This window comes from Neisseria sp. HMSC70E02 (assembly GCF_001838645.1).
GTDB lineage: Bacteria > Pseudomonadota > Gammaproteobacteria > Burkholderiales > Neisseriaceae > Neisseria > Neisseria macacae.
This window is the reverse complement of record NZ_KV838074.1, coordinates 5136-23435: the sequence shown is the minus strand read 5'-3', so window position 1 is coordinate 23435 and position 18300 is coordinate 5136. Positions and strand designations below refer to the sequence as shown.

16 protein-coding genes and 1 tRNA gene are annotated in these 18300 nt (G+C 52.4%); 2 read left to right on the top strand and 15 right to left on the bottom strand.

Annotated elements, in window-relative coordinates:
• Positions 1–7: 7 nt before the first annotated feature.
• The 11 genes from HMPREF3277_RS02790 to HMPREF3277_RS02740 all read right to left on the bottom strand — a co-directional run bounded on the left by HMPREF3277_RS02790 (position 8) and on the right by HMPREF3277_RS02740 (position 10702).
• Positions 8–427, bottom strand: coding sequence for a DUF6402 family protein (locus HMPREF3277_RS02790; protein WP_141765172.1), 420 nt, complete (start codon positions 425–427; stop codon positions 8–10).
• A 23-nt stretch (positions 428–450) separates the two neighbouring features.
• Positions 451–804, bottom strand: a complete 354-nt coding sequence (locus HMPREF3277_RS02785) for a hypothetical protein (protein WP_070869974.1) — start codon at positions 802–804, stop codon at positions 451–453.
• 23 nt (positions 805–827) lie between these two features.
• Positions 828–974, bottom strand: a complete 147-nt coding sequence (locus HMPREF3277_RS14830; RefSeq protein ID WP_159070332.1) for a hypothetical protein — start codon at positions 972–974, stop codon at positions 828–830.
• Positions 975–1105: 131 nt separating this feature from the next.
• Positions 1106–1540 (bottom strand): hypothetical protein, encoded by a 435-nt coding sequence (locus HMPREF3277_RS02780; RefSeq protein WP_070869973.1) that lies wholly within the window; start codon positions 1538–1540, stop codon positions 1106–1108.
• A gap of 122 nt (positions 1541–1662) precedes the next feature.
• A complete protein-coding gene (locus HMPREF3277_RS02775) occupies positions 1663–2289 on the bottom strand; it encodes a hypothetical protein (protein WP_070869972.1) in 627 nt (208 codons plus the stop codon).
• A 191-nt stretch (positions 2290–2480) separates the two neighbouring features.
• Positions 2481–2954, bottom strand: coding sequence for a hypothetical protein (locus HMPREF3277_RS02770; protein WP_070773213.1), 474 nt, complete (start codon positions 2952–2954; stop codon positions 2481–2483).
• 392 nt (positions 2955–3346) lie between these two features.
• Positions 3347–4951, bottom strand: a complete 1605-nt coding sequence (locus HMPREF3277_RS02765; RefSeq protein WP_070869971.1) for an ABC transporter ATP-binding protein — start codon at positions 4949–4951, stop codon at positions 3347–3349.
• Between the two features lie 22 nt (positions 4952–4973).
• Positions 4974–5882: an oligopeptide ABC transporter permease OppC gene (gene oppC / locus HMPREF3277_RS02760; protein WP_060975324.1), complete on the bottom strand. Its 909-nt coding sequence runs from the start codon at positions 5880–5882 to the stop codon at positions 4974–4976.
• Positions 5883–5954: 72 nt separating this feature from the next.
• Positions 5955–6875: an oligopeptide ABC transporter permease OppB gene (gene oppB / locus HMPREF3277_RS02755; protein WP_009312658.1), complete on the bottom strand. Its 921-nt coding sequence runs from the start codon at positions 6873–6875 to the stop codon at positions 5955–5957.
• 300 nt (positions 6876–7175) lie between these two features.
• Entirely contained in the window at positions 7176–8972 is a 1797-nt protein-coding gene (locus tag HMPREF3277_RS02745; protein ID WP_070869969.1) for an aminopeptidase P family protein, read from the bottom strand.
• Positions 8973–9076: 104 nt separating this feature from the next.
• A complete protein-coding gene (locus HMPREF3277_RS02740) occupies positions 9077–10702 on the bottom strand; it encodes a peptide ABC transporter substrate-binding protein (protein WP_070869968.1) in 1626 nt (541 codons plus the stop codon).
• Between the two features lie 316 nt (positions 10703–11018).
• Here HMPREF3277_RS02740 and HMPREF3277_RS02735 point away from each other — a divergent pair, with 316 nt between their 5' ends.
• A complete protein-coding gene (locus HMPREF3277_RS02735; RefSeq protein WP_070498556.1) occupies positions 11019–12002 on the top strand; it encodes a porin in 984 nt (327 codons plus the stop codon).
• 213 nt (positions 12003–12215) lie between these two features.
• Here HMPREF3277_RS02735 and HMPREF3277_RS02730 read toward each other — a convergent pair whose 3' ends face one another.
• Positions 12216–13868 (bottom strand): ArnT family glycosyltransferase, encoded by a 1653-nt coding sequence (locus HMPREF3277_RS02730; RefSeq protein WP_070869967.1) that lies wholly within the window; start codon positions 13866–13868, stop codon positions 12216–12218.
• Positions 13869–14106: 238 nt separating this feature from the next.
• Here HMPREF3277_RS02730 and HMPREF3277_RS02725 point away from each other — a divergent pair, with 238 nt between their 5' ends.
• Positions 14107–15285 carry a phosphoglycerate kinase gene (locus HMPREF3277_RS02725; RefSeq protein ID WP_070857411.1) on the top strand — a complete coding sequence of 393 codons (1179 nt, stop codon included), beginning with the start codon at positions 14107–14109 and terminating at the stop codon, positions 15283–15285.
• Positions 15286–15385: 100 nt separating this feature from the next.
• On the opposite strand, the gene ruvA is transcribed toward HMPREF3277_RS02725, so the two are convergent.
• From ruvA to HMPREF3277_RS02710, 3 genes are all read right to left on the bottom strand, one after another.
• Positions 15386–15970: a Holliday junction branch migration protein RuvA gene (gene ruvA, locus HMPREF3277_RS02720; RefSeq protein WP_003758809.1), complete on the bottom strand. Its 585-nt coding sequence runs from the start codon at positions 15968–15970 to the stop codon at positions 15386–15388.
• A gap of 191 nt (positions 15971–16161) precedes the next feature.
• Positions 16162–16237 (bottom strand) — tRNA-Lys (locus HMPREF3277_RS02715).
• 129 nt (positions 16238–16366) lie between these two features.
• On the bottom strand, positions 16367–18073 hold the full coding sequence (locus HMPREF3277_RS02710) for a molecular chaperone HscC (protein WP_070869966.1): 1707 nt from the start codon (positions 18071–18073) through the stop codon (positions 16367–16369).
• Between the last annotated feature and the right edge of the window lie 227 nt (positions 18074–18300).

Genomic DNA, 18300 nt, shown 5'->3' with positions numbered 1-18300 from the left:
TTGCCTATTATTTCAAAACCACTTCAATTGGAGGGTTACAACGATATTCTTTCAAAGATGAAAATATCAGCAGATCCCCGCCTAGTCTGTTTAAATCTCGCCATTTGTTGAAATGGCTGTTCCTAAACTGGGTAGAAACGGTCTTCCGGCTTAGAATCGAAAAGAGAAGGAGGGCTGCTATATAGGCTGAGGCTGCTATAATCTCATTTTTCTTATCTGAAAGCTGATGGCTATAAAACACATCAAATCCTGTATGATTCCAATGCCCTAGGTATTGATCTCCGCCATTATCGTTAAGAAAATCAAATGTATCTCGGATATAGAGATAAACGCTTTCTACAATTAATTTATTTCCAGGCATGCGGTATTTTCCGATGGCAGCAGCTAATGTGCAGCCAGCAACCGTACCGAAAAATTCGTCTTTCAATACACTTTACAAATATTGAATATCTACGGTTTAATACAAAGTCCATCATATTGTTTAACATCGGAAATTTTCTGATTTTCATCCAGGTAAATTTCCATGGTACAAAAGGTTATATCTTCTTTTAAAAAGATAGTTGTTTCATGTTTTGATATTAAAATAATACCATCTGGCTCAGATGACCAATCGAATGGAAAATAAAAAGTTACATTATTAGTAAAAAAAGGACGCAAGTATTCCTTACTACCATCACTCCTAATTAAGGTGATACTAGTGCGCTTACCTTCATTATAGTAAAAATATGTTACCTTAGGGTGGAGATTTTTATAAAAAAAACATAATAAAAAGATACATAAAACCATTAAAATTTTTTTATTCATAATCTATAACTTATTTTTACTTTCTAAACAAGTATGCCTTTTTCTTGCATCTGGCAATTCACAGAGAGATTTTTTATCTCTTCTCCCATCCCCGTTATTCGCCAATACTCAACCAACCCAAATATCAATATAAAGAAACCAAACCATTTCACTATTTTTTTCTTTTTCATAAACTTTGCCTATTATTTTAAAACTACTTCAATTGGGGATTGAAACAATATTATTTAAGGATAAAAATACCGGCAGATTCCCACCCGGCTTTTAAATAATTGAATCATATAAAATAATATAGATTAAATTTTTATTTATGGCATAGGTTATCAATAAATTTTGCTTCTATCCTATGGAAAATAGATGGGTTTGTAGAAAAAGATTCTGCTTGAGCATATAGACCTAAATCGAATATACCTTCTTCATCTAAGTTCAAGTCTAATGGCATTCCTAGCCAAACTTCATTATAGAGATAATAAAAAGACAGCAATTTACCTTGGTCATCATATAAATAGATACCGGAGTTGAGGCCGTCTATGCTTAAAAAATTTCCTATACTATCAAGGCAAACAACAATTTTTTTATTTTCACTTACGCTAAACCTTTCACATTGGTCTCCATCACTAGGAACTGGATAATTAGGTAAAGTCTTTTCTTTATAATGGCAATATGCGCTATATCTAAAATAAAAATAAGAAAAAATTATAGTTAACAAAATGGTTATTAAAGCAAATTTTTTAAACATGATTCCACTTTAAAAGAAGGTCGTCTTAAAAATCTTAGACGACCTTTACAAATATTGGATTGCCAATCTAAGCTACTCTTACAATGCTTTGGCACCACTATGTTTGAAACGACAGGACTAGTCTATTTTTCATAACTGCAAGCAACGGTGTTCATTTTCCATAGCAATTTGCTTTTTTCCGCATTTTCTCCATTTATATCCAATTTGACTTGACAAATATCTTTAGCTTTCTTGCAAATTGGATATTCTTCTTCAGATTTACTGAAACAAACTACATTTCTTTCCGGTTCACTTATATCTTCTCCAAAAAATGAATATTCATGTCCAAATTCGAACCGTTCAGTATTCATTTCTTCATTTTCCGTTGCACTAAAAAATACTATATGCAGAAGATTATTAGTCATCATTTTGAAAACCAATGTTGAATTTTTTGGAATTTCTATATTTTGTCGCATAATTCTTTTTGTCATGTAGTATTCGTATTTTGCATCTCCATTAGAAGGGTAGTCATAATAATAGTGTACTTCAATTGGATAATCATTCTGATTATGTACTTTAATGTGGCGTACATTCTTATTTTCACACGAATACTTATCTCCATTTCCAATTAGCATCCACTCTTTATCTTCAGAAAGAAATCTCTTACACCATAACTCTTTTCCAGGTGTGTCAATCCAAGCATAAGAAAATAGCAATGCTAAAACAATAAAGGGAGAAAGAGCTATAAAAAATAAGATTTTTTTACTCATGGTCTTTAACTTTCTTTAATGTTAATTTATCGTGATTTCGTTTTGGCTTTCCCTGATTATCCTTATGACAATTTTCTTTATGTAATATTTTTGCACCTTTAAATTTAGCCTTATCTGTCAGTAAGTAGGTTGGGCGTAGAGTAATGACACCTTCAAATCGCTAAAAATATTGGGTTCAGTCCAATCTAGGCTTACAGTTCTTTTTTAAGCGTTCGTGTATCAAAATCGATGACAAAAGGCTTGGATCGATAACCACGCTCCATTCCTTCATAGAAAACAGCTATACATTTAAATGTATATCTTTTTTGTTTAAATTTTTCCTGTACACAATTGAATCGGTCATCATTGCTGCATAGTCGTACACTTCCTGTCAACCTATCACTCCGGATATTTTTTATGTCACTAGATTCTGAATCAACAAAACCCAATAAATCTACAACATATGTTCGTTCGCTGCTTTCACAATTAGCGTGGTATGCATTTGCTTTTCTTAAATTATTTATCATTTTTTGTTTTGTATTGATAAAATCCATATCAAATACAACTTCATCAAATTCTTTGTTGATCACATAATTTTTAGGTTGCAGTTCATAACCATTAAAAGAAACGATACATGAAGTTAGAAATAGAACTGCGATAAAAATTAAATATTTACCTTTCGACACTTTTTAACTCCTCTGGATAAGATGGCAAAAGCAGGTTTGTCTTTTTTCGAATAGTTTTTGCGTAAATATCATGCTTATCATGGTTGCGGCTGTTGGTTGGGTAATGTTCTTGGGTGTTGGCGGTTTCGATGGCGGCGAAAGAACGGGGTAGGATTGGCGGTCAGCCATGAGGTTTATGATGAAAGTCTGAATATAAGTCAAAATGACAGGTAGGATAAACAACGGAGGATAAGAGGTAAAGATGTTGTATGGGTGGTTTTGTAAGGGAGGGAGATGAATGGATTGGGGATGAAAGAAGGTCGTCTGAAAGTGGGTTTTCAGACGACCTTTTGACGTTAGGCGGGTTTGTGGGCGAAACCCACGCTATTTTTGATTTCAGACGACCTTGGGTCTCAGAGGTCGAAGGCGGCGTTGATGAGACGTTTGGTGTAGTCTTTCTGCGGGTGGTGGAAGATTTGGTCTGCGCTGCCGTATTCGACGAGTTCTCCGTGCTGCATGACGGCGACGTTGTCGCTGACAGCGCGGACGACGGAGAGGTCGTGGCTGATGAAGATGTAGGTCAGTCCGTATTTGGTTTGGAGTCCGCGCAGCAGTTCGACGACTTTGATTTGGACGGAGCGGTCGAGGGCGGAGGTGGGTTCGTCGAGGAGGATGAACTTGGGCCGCAGGATGAGGGCGCGGGCGATGGCGATGCGTTGGCGTTGTCCGCCTGAGAATTCGTGCGGATAGCGGTTGAGTGCGTCGGCGGGCAGGGAGACTTCGTCCAGGACTTTGAGGACGAGTTCGGTGCGTTGGGCTTTGGTCATTTCGGGGCGGTGGACGGTGAGGCCTTCGCCTATGATTTCGCCGACGGTGAGGCGGGGGGAGAGTGAGCCGTAGGGGTCTTGGAAGACGATTTGGCGTTCGGCTTTGAGCTGGCGCGCTCGCTCGGGGCTGAGGGCGGCGAGGTCGCTGCCGTCGAAGTGTATGCTGCCTTGGTAGGGGAGCATTTGCATGATGGCTTTGCCGAGTGTGGATTTGCCGGAACCGGATTCGCCGACGATGCCGAGGGTCTCGCCTTGGCGGATGGCGAGGCTGATGTTTTTGACGGCGTGGAAGGTTTTGAGGGGTTTGCCGAAGAAGTTGTGTTTGAGGGTGAAGTGGACATTGATGCCGTCGGCGCGGATGAGTTCGGGCGGGTTGCCTTCTACGGGGTCTTTCATGCCTTTGGGGACGGAGTGGATGAGTTGGGCGGTGTAGGGGTGGGTGGGGTTGGCGAAAACTTGTTTGATTTTGCCGCGCTCGACGATTTCGCCGTCTTTCATGACGCAGACGGTTTCGGAGTAGTGTTCGGCGAGTCCGAGGTCGTGGGTGATGAAGATTATCGCCATGCCCATTTGTTTTTGGAGGTCGTGGAGGAGGTCGAGGATTTCTGCCTGGATGGTGACGTCGAGGGCGGTGGTGGGTTCGTCGGCGATGAGCAGGGCGGGCTCGTTGAGCAGCGCCATGGCGATCATGATGCGCTGGAGCTGGCCGCCTGAGAATTCGTGGGGGTATTGTTTCAGACGACGTTCTGCTTCGCGGATGCCGACGCGGTTGAGGAGGTCGAGGATGCGTTCGCGGGCGGCTTTGCGGGTGATGGTTTTGTTGTGGACGCGCAGGGCTTCCATGAGCTGGGTGCCGATTTTCATGAAGGGGTTCAGCGAGGTCATGGGCTCTTGGAAGATGAAGCTGATGCGTCCGCCGCGCAGGCTGCGGAGGTTTTTTTCGTCTGTGTCGAGGATGGATGTGCCGTCGAAGGTGATACGCGAGTCTTTTCCGTAGCGGGTGGTGTTTTCGGGCAGGAGGCGCATGAGGGACATGGCGGTAACGGATTTGCCGGAACCGGATTCGCCGACGAGGGCGAGGGTTTCGCCTTTGGCGACTTTGAAGCTGATGTTGCGCACGGCGTGGACGGTTTTTTCGTGGAGTTGGAAGCGGATGTCGAGGTTTTCGACGGTGAGTAACGGGGTGTTCATGGGTGTGTCCTCGTGGTGTGTGTCAGCGGTCTTTGGGGTCGAGTGCGTCGCGCAGGCCGTCGCCGATGAAGTTGAAGCAGAAGAGAGTGGCGACGAGGAAGAAGCAGGGGACGAGGAGCTGCCACGGGGCGGCTTCCATGGAGGCTGCGCCGTCTTGGAGCATGGAGCCCCAACTGGTCATGGGTTCTTGTACGCCCAATCCGAGGAAGCTGAGGAAGGATTCGAACATGATCATGCCGGGGACGAGCAGGGAGGCGTAAACCATGACGACGCCGAGTACGTTGGGGATGATGTGGCGGGTAACGATGCGGCGGCGGGATACGCCTGTGATGCGGGCGGCTTCGACGAATTCTTTGTGTCTGAGGCTGAGGGTTTGGCCGCGGACGATGCGGGCGACGTCAAGCCATGAGACGAGTCCGATGGCGACGAAGATGAGGAAGAGGTTGCGCCCGAAGAAGGTGGTGAGGAGGATGACGAAGAACATGAAGGGGAAGGCGTTGAGGATTTCGAGCAGGCGCATCATGACGGAGTCGAGTTTGCCGCCGAAAAAGCCTGCGAGCGCGCCGTAGAGCGTGCCGATGACGACGGCGACGAGCGCGCCTGCAATGCCGATGAGCAGAGAAATGCGTCCGCCGGCGGCGGCTCGGGTGAGGAGGTCGCGTCCGAGCAGGTCGGTGCCGAAGTAGTGGCGGGTGGCGAAGGAAGGCGGGATTTGCATGTTGTCCCAGTCGGTGTAGTCGTAGGTGTAGGTGCTGACCCAGGGGGCGGCGACAACGAAGAGGGTGATGGCGGCAAGGATGAAGATGCTGCACAGGGCGGCTTTGTTGTTGCTGAAACGCCGCCATGCGTCCTGCCACAGGCTGCGTCCGTGTACTTGTGCCTGTTCGGCTGCGTCTGCTATGGCGCGGGAATTTTTCTTGTTGAATAGCATGGTGTTCTCCGTTTTTTGTTCGGGGGTCGTCTGAAAACGGCAAAACCGGTTTTCAGACGACCTTTTTTGCTTTTAATAGCGGATTTTGGGGTCGATCAGGGCGTAGAGGATGTCGAGTATGGCGTTGAAGACGATGGTCAGTACGCCGACGAGGATGGTCAGCCCCAAGATCATGCCGTAGTCGCGGTTGAGCGCGCCGTTGACGAAGAGTTGTCCGATGCCGGGCAGTCCGAAGACGCTTTCGATGACGATGGCGCCGGTGATGATGCCGACGAAGGCAGGAACGAGATAGGAAAGGATAGGCAGCATGGCGGGACGCAGGGCGTGGCGCAGGACGATGCTGTTCATTGATAATCCTTTGGCGCGGGCAGTGCGGATGTAGGGGCTGTTCAACACTTCTATCATCGCGCCGCGCGTGATGCGGGCGAGGCCTGCGACATAGCCGATGGAGAGGGCGGCGACGGGCAGGATGAGGCTGGTCAGTGCGCCGTCGTTCCAGCCGCCGGCGGGCAGCCATTTGAGGGTGATGGCGAAGATGAAAATCATGATGGGGGCTTTGACGAAGCTGGGGACGACGATGCCGGTCATGGCGGCGGTCATGATGGTGTAGTCCGCCCATGTGTTGCGCCTGAGCGCGGCGATGGTGCCCATGAGTACGCCCAAAACGGTGGAGACGATGAAGGCGTACACGCCCAGTTCGACGGAGACGGGCAGAGCTTGGGCGAGCAGCTCGTTGACGTTGTAGTCTTTGTATTTGAACGAGGGGCCGAGGTCGCCGTGGGCGAGCTGTTTGAGATAGTTGAAGTATTGCAGGTACATCGGGTCGTTCAGGTGGTATTTGGCCTCGATGTTGGCCAGTACGGCGGGCGGTACGTTTTTGTCGCCGGTGAAGGGGCTGCCGGGTGCGAGCCGCATCATGAAGAATGAGACGGTAATCAGTACCAGCATGGTGGGGATGGCGGAAAGTATGCGGCGGATGATGAATTTCAGCATATCGTACCTGCTCGGGGCTTGGTGGGTCGGAATATGCCTGAATACGGGAAGGTCGCCTGAACGGGGTTCGGACGCTTGGGGTGGTTTTCTCTTCTTTGTAGTCAGGCCCTTGGTTTTTGGGTGTGCGGGCTTTTGCTTTTATGGTCGTCTGAAACGGGATTTTGGGTTTCAGACGACCTTTGTGCTGGTGTTTTTCGTGGGCAGAGCCCACGCTACGGTTGTTTTTCAGACGACCTTTGGGGTTGGTGCGGATTCGTGGTGAGAACCCGCGCCACGGTCGTTTTCAGACGACCTTTGCCGTCAGCGCGCCAGCGGTTCGGTGCGTTTGATCAGCCATGCTTTTGCCGCGCCTTCGGTCAGCGGCTCGAGGCGGCGGCGGACTTCGGCGTGGTAGCGGTTGACCCAGTCGATTTCGCCGTCGGTCATGAGGGCGGTGTCCATCAGGCGGGTGTCGATGGGGCAGAGGGTCAGGGTTTCGAAGTAGAGGAAGCTGCCGAACTCGGTTTCCTGCGGGTTGGCGACGGCTTGGTTGGCGGCGAGGTTCTCAATGCGGATGCCCCATTTGCCAGGACGGTAGAGTCCGGGTTCGATGGAGGTAACCATGCCTTTTTTCATGGCGTGCTGCGGACCGGGAACGGCGGCGCAGGCGATGACTTGCGGGCCTTCGTGGACGTTGAGGAAATAGCCTACGCCGTGGCCTGTGCCGTGGCCGTAGTCGCATTGCGCCTGCCACAGGGGTTTGCGGCAGATGGCGTCTATCATCGGTGAGAGGATGTTTTCGGGGAACACGGCTTCGGCAAGCGCGATATGTGCTTTGAGGACGAGGGTGTTGTCGCGTTTTTGTTCGGCACTCGGTGTGCCGACGGGGACGACGCGGGTGATGTCGGTCGTGCCGCCTTTGTATTGCGCGCCGGAGTCGATGAGCAGGAGGCCGTTGCCGCTGATGGTGCTGTGGCTTTCGGGCGTTGCGCTGTAATGCGGCAGGGCGGCGTTGGCGTTGAAGCCCGCGATGGTGTCGAAACTCAATGAAATGAAGCCCGGACGTGCGCTGCGGTAGCGGTGGAGCATGGTGTCCACGTCGATTTCGGTCAGGCTGCCGCCGTTGTCGATGATGTCTTCAAACTCAGCGAAGAAGCCGCACAACGCCGCGCCGTCTTGTTCCATCGCTTCACGGATGTGGGCGATGTCGGCTTCGGATTTGACGGATTTGAAGAAGGTGGACGGGTTGATACCTTCGATCAGGCGCACGCTTTCGGGCAGGCGCACGAGGGTGCTGACGGCGGTTTTGTTCGGTTCGATAAGCAGCGTGCCGCCGATTTGCGCGAGTTTGTCGGCAACTTGGGCGTAAGGTTCGACCGTGATGCCTGCGGTTTGCAGCGCGGCGGCGGCTTCGGCGTTCAGACGACCTTGGTCGGTAAACAGGACGGCATTGTCTTTGCCGATAAGCAGGAAGGACACGAAAACGGGATTGAAAGGCACGTCGCTGCCGCGCAGGTTGGTCAGCCAAGCGATGTCGTCAAGCGAGGAAACCAAGTGGTAATCCGCGCCTTTTTCCGCCATGACGGCGCGCACGCGGGCGAGTTTCTCGGCGGCGGTTTCAGAGACGTAGGCGGGGTCGTGGATGAACACGGTTTCGGCGGGGATGGCGGGACGGCTTGTCCACACTTGGTCAAGCAGGTCGTCGGGGTGTTCGATGCGGATGTTTTTGGCGGCTAGGGATTGCGCCAAAGTGCGTTTGCCGGTGAGCGACACCATATCGGATGGGATGCCGACGGCGGCGTTTTCGGGCAGGTTTGCCGCGAGCCATTCGTTATACGGCGGAACTTGCCCGCTTTTTTGCAACTCGATGCCGCTGCCTGCAAGCTGTTTAGTGGCTTGTTCCCAATAGCGGCTGTCCACCCACACGCCTGCTTCATCGGCGGTAACGACGAACGTGCCGACCGAGCCGGTAAAGCCCGACAACTCGCGGCGCGCCTGCCAGTGTGCGGGCAGGTATTCGGAAAGATGGGGGTCGGCGGAGGGGATGACGAGTGCGTCCAAACCTTGCGCCTTCATGGCTTCGCGCAATGCGGACAGATAATTCGATACGGTATTCATGAACGGATTCTCCAATAGGGTTTCGTGGTTTCAGACGACCTTTTTATAGCGGATTAACTTGATGTACAGAGAGGTCGTCTGAAAAACGTGTCTATGTTATCAAATCACTTCTTGGGTGCAAACGACCAATTTTTGATGGTGTAGTTTTTCAGCGGGTCGCGGTCGGAGTAGCCTTGGATGTCGGGTTTCACCAGATTGATGCTGACTTGGTGATACAGCGGGATAAAGGCATCGTCGCGTTGCAGCATCGCCTCGGCGCTGACGTAGCGGCGGGCGCGCTCTTCGGCGGAAATGCCCGCTTCGAGCGTGCTGTTCATCAGCTTGTCGAATTCGGGATTCTTGTAATGGAAGGCGTTGTTCGGATTGTTGGATTTGAAAATATTGAGCATGCCCGCAGGGTCGTTGTAGTCGGAACACCAGCCCGCAAACGCCATGCTGAAGTTGCCTTGCATACGGGTGTCCAAAAAGGTTTTCCATTCTTCGTTCATCAGCGTGGGGCGCACAAACGGTACGGTCGCCTTCCAAACGGATTGCAGCGCGGTAATCTGTTTTTTGGCGGCATCGCTGGTGGTATAGATGATTTGGAACTCGAGCGGTTTCTCTTCGCTGTAACCCGCTTCGCGCAAGAGTTTTTCCGCTTCGGCAATGCGCGCTTCGCGCTTGAGCGGCTTCCACGCGGGCGCAGACTCGCCGCCGCCCTGCATATTCGGCGGGGTAAGCTGGAACGCTTCCTTGTCGCCACGTCCGGCAACTTTAGTAATGATGGCGCGGTCGGTCAGGAGGTTGAGCGCGCGGCGGACTTTGGGATTTTTAAATTCGGCGGATTCCAAGTTCGGCTCTAAAAACCAAGAACACAGCAAAGTCGCGCGCCGAACCTGCCCGGGAAATTCTTTCTCGGCAATCTTAATCTGATCGGAAGGGATGCCATAGGTAACGTCCACTTCGTCGGCGCGGTAGCGGTCGTATTCTTTGCCGATGGCGAGGAACACCGCCTGCGGGATGGATACTTTTTTGCTGTCGTAATAAGCAGGGTTTTTATCCATGGTGATGTGGCTGTTGACGCGCCAGTCTTTGAGGATGTATGCGCCGCTGGAAACATAATTGCCTGGCTGCGTCCATTTTTCGCCGAATTTCTCGACCGTGGCGCGGTGGACGGGGTAGGTGAACTGCTGAATCAGCATATCGGGGAAATACGGCACGGGCGCGGTGAGCGTGAATTGCAGCGTTTTCTTGTCCAAAGCCTTGACGCCCAAAGTATCCGGCTTCGCCTTGCCTTGCAGGATTTCCGCCGCACCCTGTATTTTCGCGTCTTCCAAATAGCTGCTGTTAGGCGCGGCGGTTTCAGGATCGGCGAGGCGGCGGAAGCTGTAAACGAAATCTTCGGCGGTAATCGGGTCGCCGTTGCTCCAATTTGCATCGCGCAGGTGGAACGTCCAAACGCGCCCTTCGTCCGACGGCTCCCATTTCAACGCCAAGGCGGGAATGGTTTTGCCTTCGGCATCCGTACTGACCAAGCCGTCCATCATCTGACGGATAATCGCGCCCGCCGCCATATCCGAGCTTTTTTGCGGGTCGAGCGTACTCGGTTCAACCGCGTTGCTGATGACGATTTTATTGTATTCGCTGCGCTTGAATTCGGGCGCGGGCTTGACTTCGCGATGACACGCCGACAGCGCAAGCACTATGGCAAGCGATAAAGCTAATATGGAATAAGGTTTGTTCGGCAGCACGTTTTTTCTCCTCTTCTCGCTATCTCTCCCTCCATCCTGCGTTTTGCAAAAAATAAAAAAAACTACATATGACTACATGGTAGGGAAATATTCTGATTTTTGGCGGATAAAAAGATTTATTCTCTATGGGTATTTGAAAAAATCCGCCTGTTTTGGAAATCGGTTTGCAAGATAACACAAAAAAACGCCGTAAAAAACATTTTTTGAAATAAAAGTTACAAGTGATTACAAAAATATTGATTTTTTTGCACGCCTCAAATAGTATAAAACCCTGTTTAAACGCAGCCTCAGAAAAATCAAGTAAAAGGAGAATAAAATGAAGAAGTTATTAATGATTGCGGTTGCCGTCCCGCTTGCTGTCCCCGCATTGGCATCCGATAACGAAGCCAAAATCGGCGGACGGATATTTACTTCTATCGAACACGAACGCAACGGCAAAGGGCAATCCGCTACCGATATATCCGACAACAACAGCCGCATCTGGATTATGGGCAGTGAAAAACTCGACAAAGACCTCAAGCTCATCTACGGCGTCAATTCATTCGTCGCTTTCGATTACAACGGCTGGAGTACGGACGACTCCTATATCGGTCTGCGCGGCGATTTCGGTACTGTCCGCGCCGGCTGGCTCAGTACCCCCATGCACTACCTGACCGGCGAACAAGACGCATTCAACGGCAACAACCACACCCAAACCATGGGGCGCATGACCCGTTTCGGCGGCCGTGAAATCGCCCTGAACTACGAATCCAAAACCTTTGACAACGGCTTCAACTACCGCGTTCAAATCGCGCCCGGTGCCAACAAATATAAAGACAGGAAGCGCAACGGCGACTGGATGGCGGGCTTAGGCTTGCACTACAAACACCCGACCAACGGCTTCAACGCCCACTACGCCCTCGAATACGCCCGCAACGGCTCGCCTGACGATACCAAAGACAGACAGGTTCATTCCATGAAAGTCGGCTACGACAAAGACAATCTCTACCTCGCCGCCGGTATGATGTACGCCCGCAATGTTGCCGACAAATTCCACTGGGAAGACGAAACCAAAACCAATACCAACACCCGCGATTTCCAAGTGACCGCCGGCTACACCATGGGCAACATCACTCCCAAACTCGGCGTCGCCTACGGCCGCTCCGATACCGGCAAGAACTACAAACAGCTCGCGTTTAACACCGAATACAAATTCTCCAAACGCACGACCCTCTCGTTCAACTCAGGCGTAGTCAAAGAAAGCAAAGACCCCAAAACCGGCTGGGCGGCAGGCGTGTCATTGGAACACAGCCTGCAATAACACGGGATTTGAAGCATAAAAGGTCGTCTGAAAATCTAAATCTAGGCTTTCAGACGACCTTTGTGTTTATAGTGGATTAAATTTAATCCACTATATCAAACGCCTGCCAGGCGCATTCTTGCAAACGATGTTTCCTATGTTCAAATCTTCATGAAAAAACGTCGTCTGAAACCGATCTTCAGACGACGTTTGCCATTCACGCCCCTAGCGGATTCATTCCGCTTTCTCCAGCAGGGCGAAGCCTTCCACTTTGTTTCTCGGGCGCGCACCCTGCCAGATTTTCGTCCAACCTTGAGGCGCGTCGGTATTTTTAGGCTGCTGCACCAGAAGGTAGCGGCAGGCAGCGTCGTCGATATGGAGTGTCAAGTCGCTGTATTGCGCCCAAGCGATGCGGGCGCGGTGGTCTTCGTTGGCGATGCTGATGCATTCGAGGTCGTCTGAAAGCCGTTGTTTCAGTTCGGGGGAGAGGGCGGCTTCCATTTGGAGGACGACGGGCGCGTGGCTTTTGGCGGCGTCGAGCCACGGCAGGAACAGGGTCATCAGCAATGCCCACGCCAGCGTAACGCCTGCCGCCCAGTTGGTCACTGCCTGTCTGCCGCGGATGTTTTTGCGGGTAATCGCCCACAGCCACAGCGGGGTAAACAACAGGGCGACCGCCATCGGTATCGGGTCGATGTCAGGCGTGTAATACGGGCTGAAATAGGCGGCGCGTTCGGCGAGTTTGGCAGGCCAGCCGTAGTTCATGGCGAAGAAGCCCGTCCACAGGAAAATGGCGAAAAGTCCGAACGCCATAACGCCGAACCAGTTGATAAACGCCGCCGCACCGCGCCGCAGTCCGTCCAGTTGCGCCGCGCCAAGCAGGGCGAGTGGGGGCAGCAACCAGACGAGGTTGTCTTGCAGACGTTGCGGGCTGACGGCGAGTATGCTGAGGACGATGAGGAACCACGAAATGCACAATACGCTCCAGTTTTTTTCGCGGATGCGGGGGCGGCTTAACGTCCATGCGGCGAGCGGCCATGCGGGCAGGGTAAACCAGAGCAGGTTTTTCAGGTAATAAAACAGGCTGAAGGTCGTCTGAAAACCACCCAAGCCGCCGAGTGCGCCGAGCGAGTGGTGTTGCAGCCAGATGGAAAACAGTTCGGGCTGCGTTCTGGAAAAAATGAGCGGATAAACCGTCAAGAGCGGCAGTCCGATGGCGAACGCGCCGACCAGCGTCAGGTAATAGCGTTTGACGCGCCATTTCTCATCGAGCAACAGGGCGGGTGCCAAAAACATCAGCGCGGCGGTCATCAGATAGCCCGATGAGAGCGACAGCAACGCCCAGCCGCCGCCCAGCAGCAGGGAGGCGGTAATGACGCGGCGTTGCGCCAACGAAAAGCCGCACAATATCATGCCCGATGCGGCAAAGGCGACCGAAGCGGGGTTGAGGAAGTGCGCGACCGAGAGCAGCCCGATGCTGCCGATCAGGATGAGGACGACGCTGCGCCCGTGGTGCCTGCCCAAAAAGTTGAATCCGGCAAAACCGCAAGCGGTCAGCCCGATAATCGTAAAGAAAACGCCCGCAAAACGCGCGGCATCATAAGCGTCCGCCGCCCAAGGCGACAACAGGTGTTTGAACGCCGCCGCCACCCACAAATAGACGGGCGGAATCTGAAAATCCGGCTGCCCCAACACATGGGCGACCAACGGCGTCGCGCCTGTGTCTAAGGCTTCGACGGCGGTAAAGACGGTGGGTTCGGCGGGATTCCATAAGTCGTGCGAAAACACGCCCGGCCACAGCCAGGCAAATGCCATCAGCAGCAAGAGCCAGGGTTTTTCATGGGTTTTGGCAGGTTGTCGCGGATCGGGCGGGGTGTAAGTGAGCATAGCTTTGAGGATGTTGAACGTATTTTCGTGTAGTTTAGCAAAGATTCGGCGGGAGGTCGTCTGAAAGGAAGGATTTGGGTTTTTGCTTCATTCAAACCACGTTTTCAGACGACCTTATATCGACCCTACCGCTGACGCAAATCAAGTGCAGGCAAATCCCGCCTTTACCGATGCGCCCCGTTCGCGGATAATTGAGAACATTCCCATTTCCGTTTCCAACCTTCACAAAGGATACATCATGGCATTTCTGAAACTGACCGAACAAAACGTGCAGGGCAAAACCGTCCTCATCCGCGCCGATATGAACGTGCCGTTCAAAGACGGCAAAATCAGCGACGACACCCGTATCCGCGCCTCGCTCGCGTCCATCAAATACTGCTTGGACAACGGCGCGTCCGTTATCGTGATGACCCACTTGGGCCGCCCGACCGAAGGCGAGTTCCATCCTGAAGACGATGTCGCGCCCGTTGCCGCGCACTTGGGCGGCCTGTTGGGCAAAGACGTGAAAGTATTGAACGACTGGCGTGAAAACAAACCCGCCCTGAACGCGGGCGATGTCGTCATGCTGCAAAACGTGCGCATCAACAAGGGCGAGAAGAAAAACGATTTGGAACTGGGCAAAGCCTATGCCGCCTTGTGCGACGTGTTCGTCAATGACGCGTTCGGCACCGCCCACCGCGCCCAAGCCTCGACCGAAGCCGTTGCCCAAGCCGCGCCCGTTGCCTGCGCCGGCGTATTGATGGCGGGCGAACTCGACGCTTTGGGCAAAGCCCTGAAAGAGCCCGCGCGCCCGATGGTGGCGATTGTCGCCGGCAGCAAAGTGTCCACCAAACTGACCATCCTCGAATCGCTGGCGGACAAAGTCGACCAACTCATCGTCGGCGGCGGCATCGCCAATACTTTCCTCTTGGCGGAAGGCAAAGCCATCGGCAAATCGCTGGCGGAACACGATTTGGTGGAAGAATCCAAAAAAATCATGGCGAAAATGGCGGCCAAAGGCGGCTCCGTACCGCTGCCGACCGATGTCGTCGTTGCCAAAGCCTTTGCCGCCGATGCCGAAGCGGTCGTGAAAGACATTGCCGACGTTGCCGAAGACGATATGATTTTGGACATCGGCCCGAAATCCGCCGCCGCACTTGCCGAACTGCTCAAAGCCGCAGGCACGGTGGTGTGGAACGGTCCGGTCGGCGTGTTTGAGTTTGACCAATTCGCAGGCGGCACGAAAGCACTTGCCGAAGCCATCGCCCAAAGCAAAGCGTTCTCGATTGCGGGCGGCGGCGACACGCTGGCGGCGATTGCCAAATTCGGCGTTACCGACCAAATCGGTTACATCTCCACCGGCGGCGGCGCGTTCCTCGAATTCTTGGAAGGCAAAGAGTTGCCCGCCGTAGCCGCTTTGGAAAAACGCGGCGCGTAAGCGGTTTGACGTAAAAAAGAGGTCGTCTGAAAACCTGAATCGGGTTTCAGACGACCTTTTTGTATGGTTGCCGCGTTTTGACGGCAAGGTAGGATATGTTTTATTTCAACAGATTTTTCAAAGCCAAGCGCACGCCTTCGCCGACTTCCGTGCCTTTCGGAATACCCTTGATGGCGGCTTTTGCCTCGCGTTCGTTGTAACCCAATGCAATCAGGGTGTTGACGATGTCGTCCGTTTCGTCGGCGGCAGGCGCGGCGGCGAAAAGCCCATCGGCAGCGGCATGGGAAACCAGTTTGCCGCGCAGTTCCAAAACCATGCGTTCGGCGGTTTTTTTGCCGATGCCCGGGGCGGAGGACAGGCGTTTGATGTCTTCGTCGGCGACCGCGCGGGCAAGCTCGTCGGCGGACATGGCGGAGAGTATGCCCAGCGCGGTTTTCGCGCCGATGCCGCTGACTTTGACCAACTGGCGGAACGTCGCCCGCTCGTCGGCAGTGGCAAAGCCGAACAATAAATGCGCGTCTTCGCGGACGACAAGCTGGGTGTAAAGCTGCACGGTTTCGCCCAAGGCGGGCAGGTTGTAGAAAGTCTGCATGGATACGTCGGCTTCGTAGCCGACGCCGTTGACGTCGATGACGATTTGCGGCGGGTTTTTCTCGATGAGTTTGCCGGTCAGTCTGCTGATCATGTCGATTCCGAGTGGGGTTGTAGGGAGAGGGGTCGTCTGAAAACGCGGTTTTGTACGATAGCGGCGTTTTAGACAGCCGAGATTGTTTGGCGGGTTAGTTTTAAACCGATACGACGTTTCTGTATGGTTTGGGTTGCGTGTATCTGAAAGATAATAAAAAAGCTGAGTTTTTCAACTCAGCTTTTTAAATTTGGTGGGTCGTGAGCGATTCGAACGCTCGACCAACGGATTAAAAGTCCGCTGCTCTACCGACTGAGCTAACGACCCGATAAGCCGTGCATTATATGGATGCCGTTGGAGTGTGTCAACTTATTTTTGCCGGTGTCGCATAATTTTTTGTTTCTAATGGGTTTTATGTTTGATTGTCCGGCGTGTTCGGTAAAAAAAGCGATGTGCTTACAGCAGCCAGCCGCCGTCGAAACGGTTTAAAAATTCGCTAAATTGCTGTTGCGCCCTCTGGATGACGATTGCGTCCTGCGTTTCCAATACGGCTTCAAAACGCGCCACTTCCGCAGCGATGATGTGCCGGTTGTCTCCGAGAAATTCTTCGTATAGGCGTTTGGCTTTTTCTAGTAGATAGATATTGTGCTGCTGGTCGCGCGGATGGATTTTCAAGGCGGCGAGTTTGCGCAGGGAGGCTTCGATTTCTTCAGGCGTCAGGCTTTGGCTGTTTTGACGGAAAACCTGATTCATGTGCAGATTCAGGTCGCGGTTGCTGATATCGACTTCCAAAAGCCCGTTGACATCGTAGCTGAAGCGGACGTCTATCGATACCTGACCTTTCGGCTTGGGCGGGACGTTGACCGACAGTTCGCCCAGTTTCAGGTTTTCTTTCGCCAACATGGATTCGCCCTGCAAAACTTCGACACTGATCACTTTCTGCCCGTCGTGGGAAGTAATGAAAGTTTCGACGCGCGAAACGGGAACGGGCATATTGCGTTCAATAATCGGGAAAAACCGTCCGGTAACGTATTGGTCGCCGATGTCCATGCCGGCTTCCGTGCCGAGCGAGAAGGGCATCACGTCGGTAAGGACGACTTCTTCCACGCTTTCGTTACGCGCAATCAGTGCTGCCTGCACCGCCGCGCCGCGTGCGATGGCTTCGTCGGGATTGACCGAAACAAGCGGGATGCGGCGGAACAGTTGGGCAATGGAATGACGGATCATCGGCATCCGCGTCGCGCCGCCGACCAAGATGATGCCGTCGATTTGCGAAGGGTGCAGCTTGGCATCACGCAATGCGCGTTCCAGCGGTTGACGCAGGCGGCCCATTAATGGCGTGGCGGCTTCTTGGAATTCCTCGCGGCTGATGACGGCAGAGTGAACCGTGTCGCCGTAATGGAAACGGATTTCCGCCTGCATTTCTTCGCCGAGTTTGCGCTTGGCGGTTTCCAATACCTGCCACAATTCGCTGTTTTGCGCCAGTTTGTCGCTTTCAGACGACGTCAGTGTCGTACATTTTTTCAGGAAGCACTGGCGCAAGACGTTGACGAAATCTTCGCCGCCCAAATGGTTGTCGCCCGCGCTGGCGGATACTTGGACGACGCCGTCGAAATAATCGAGTACGGATACGTCAAACGTCCCGCCGCCCAAGTCGTAAATCAAAAAGCGCGTGTCGTCGGGTTTTTCCTGCAAACCGTAAGCAAGACCGGCGGCAGTCGGTTCGTTGAGCAGACGCAAGACGTTCAAACCTGCCATCTGCGCCGCGTTTTTCGTTGCCTGACGCTGAATGGCGTTGAAATAGGCGGGAACGGTCAGCACGACATCGCATACTGGTTCCCCCAAAAAGGCTTCCGCATCTTCTTTCAGGCTTTTCAAAATCAGCGCGGACAATTCTTCGGCGCGGAACGTGCGCTTGCCCAAATGGAAAGTTTTATCCGTTCCCATAAATCGCTTGAATGCCGAGGCGGTCAGCGTCGGGGCGGTGGAGAGGCGTTCGCGTGCGGCGATGCCGGTCAGGATGCTGCCGTCTTCGGCGACGCTGATGACCGACGGTGTCAGAAAATGGCCGTGTTGGTTGGGGATCAGGCGGGTTTCGCCGTTGTGGAACTGGGCAATCAGGCTGTTGGTCGTGCCTAAGTCGATACCGATTTGCAGGGTCATGAATGTCTCGTTTCGGAGGGGTTTGAATGTGTTTCAGACGACCTTTCACATCATTCGCATGGGGTCGTCTGAAAGAGGGAAGATTGCAAAATCATAACATTTCTTCCATTTATATGGAAAATCCGGCGGTGTTTCAGACAGGCGGATGGCGGGCTGCGTTGCCGTTTGGGGGAAGGGAAAAGGGGTTGGAATGGTTTTTATAGTGGATTAACTTTAAACCAGTACGG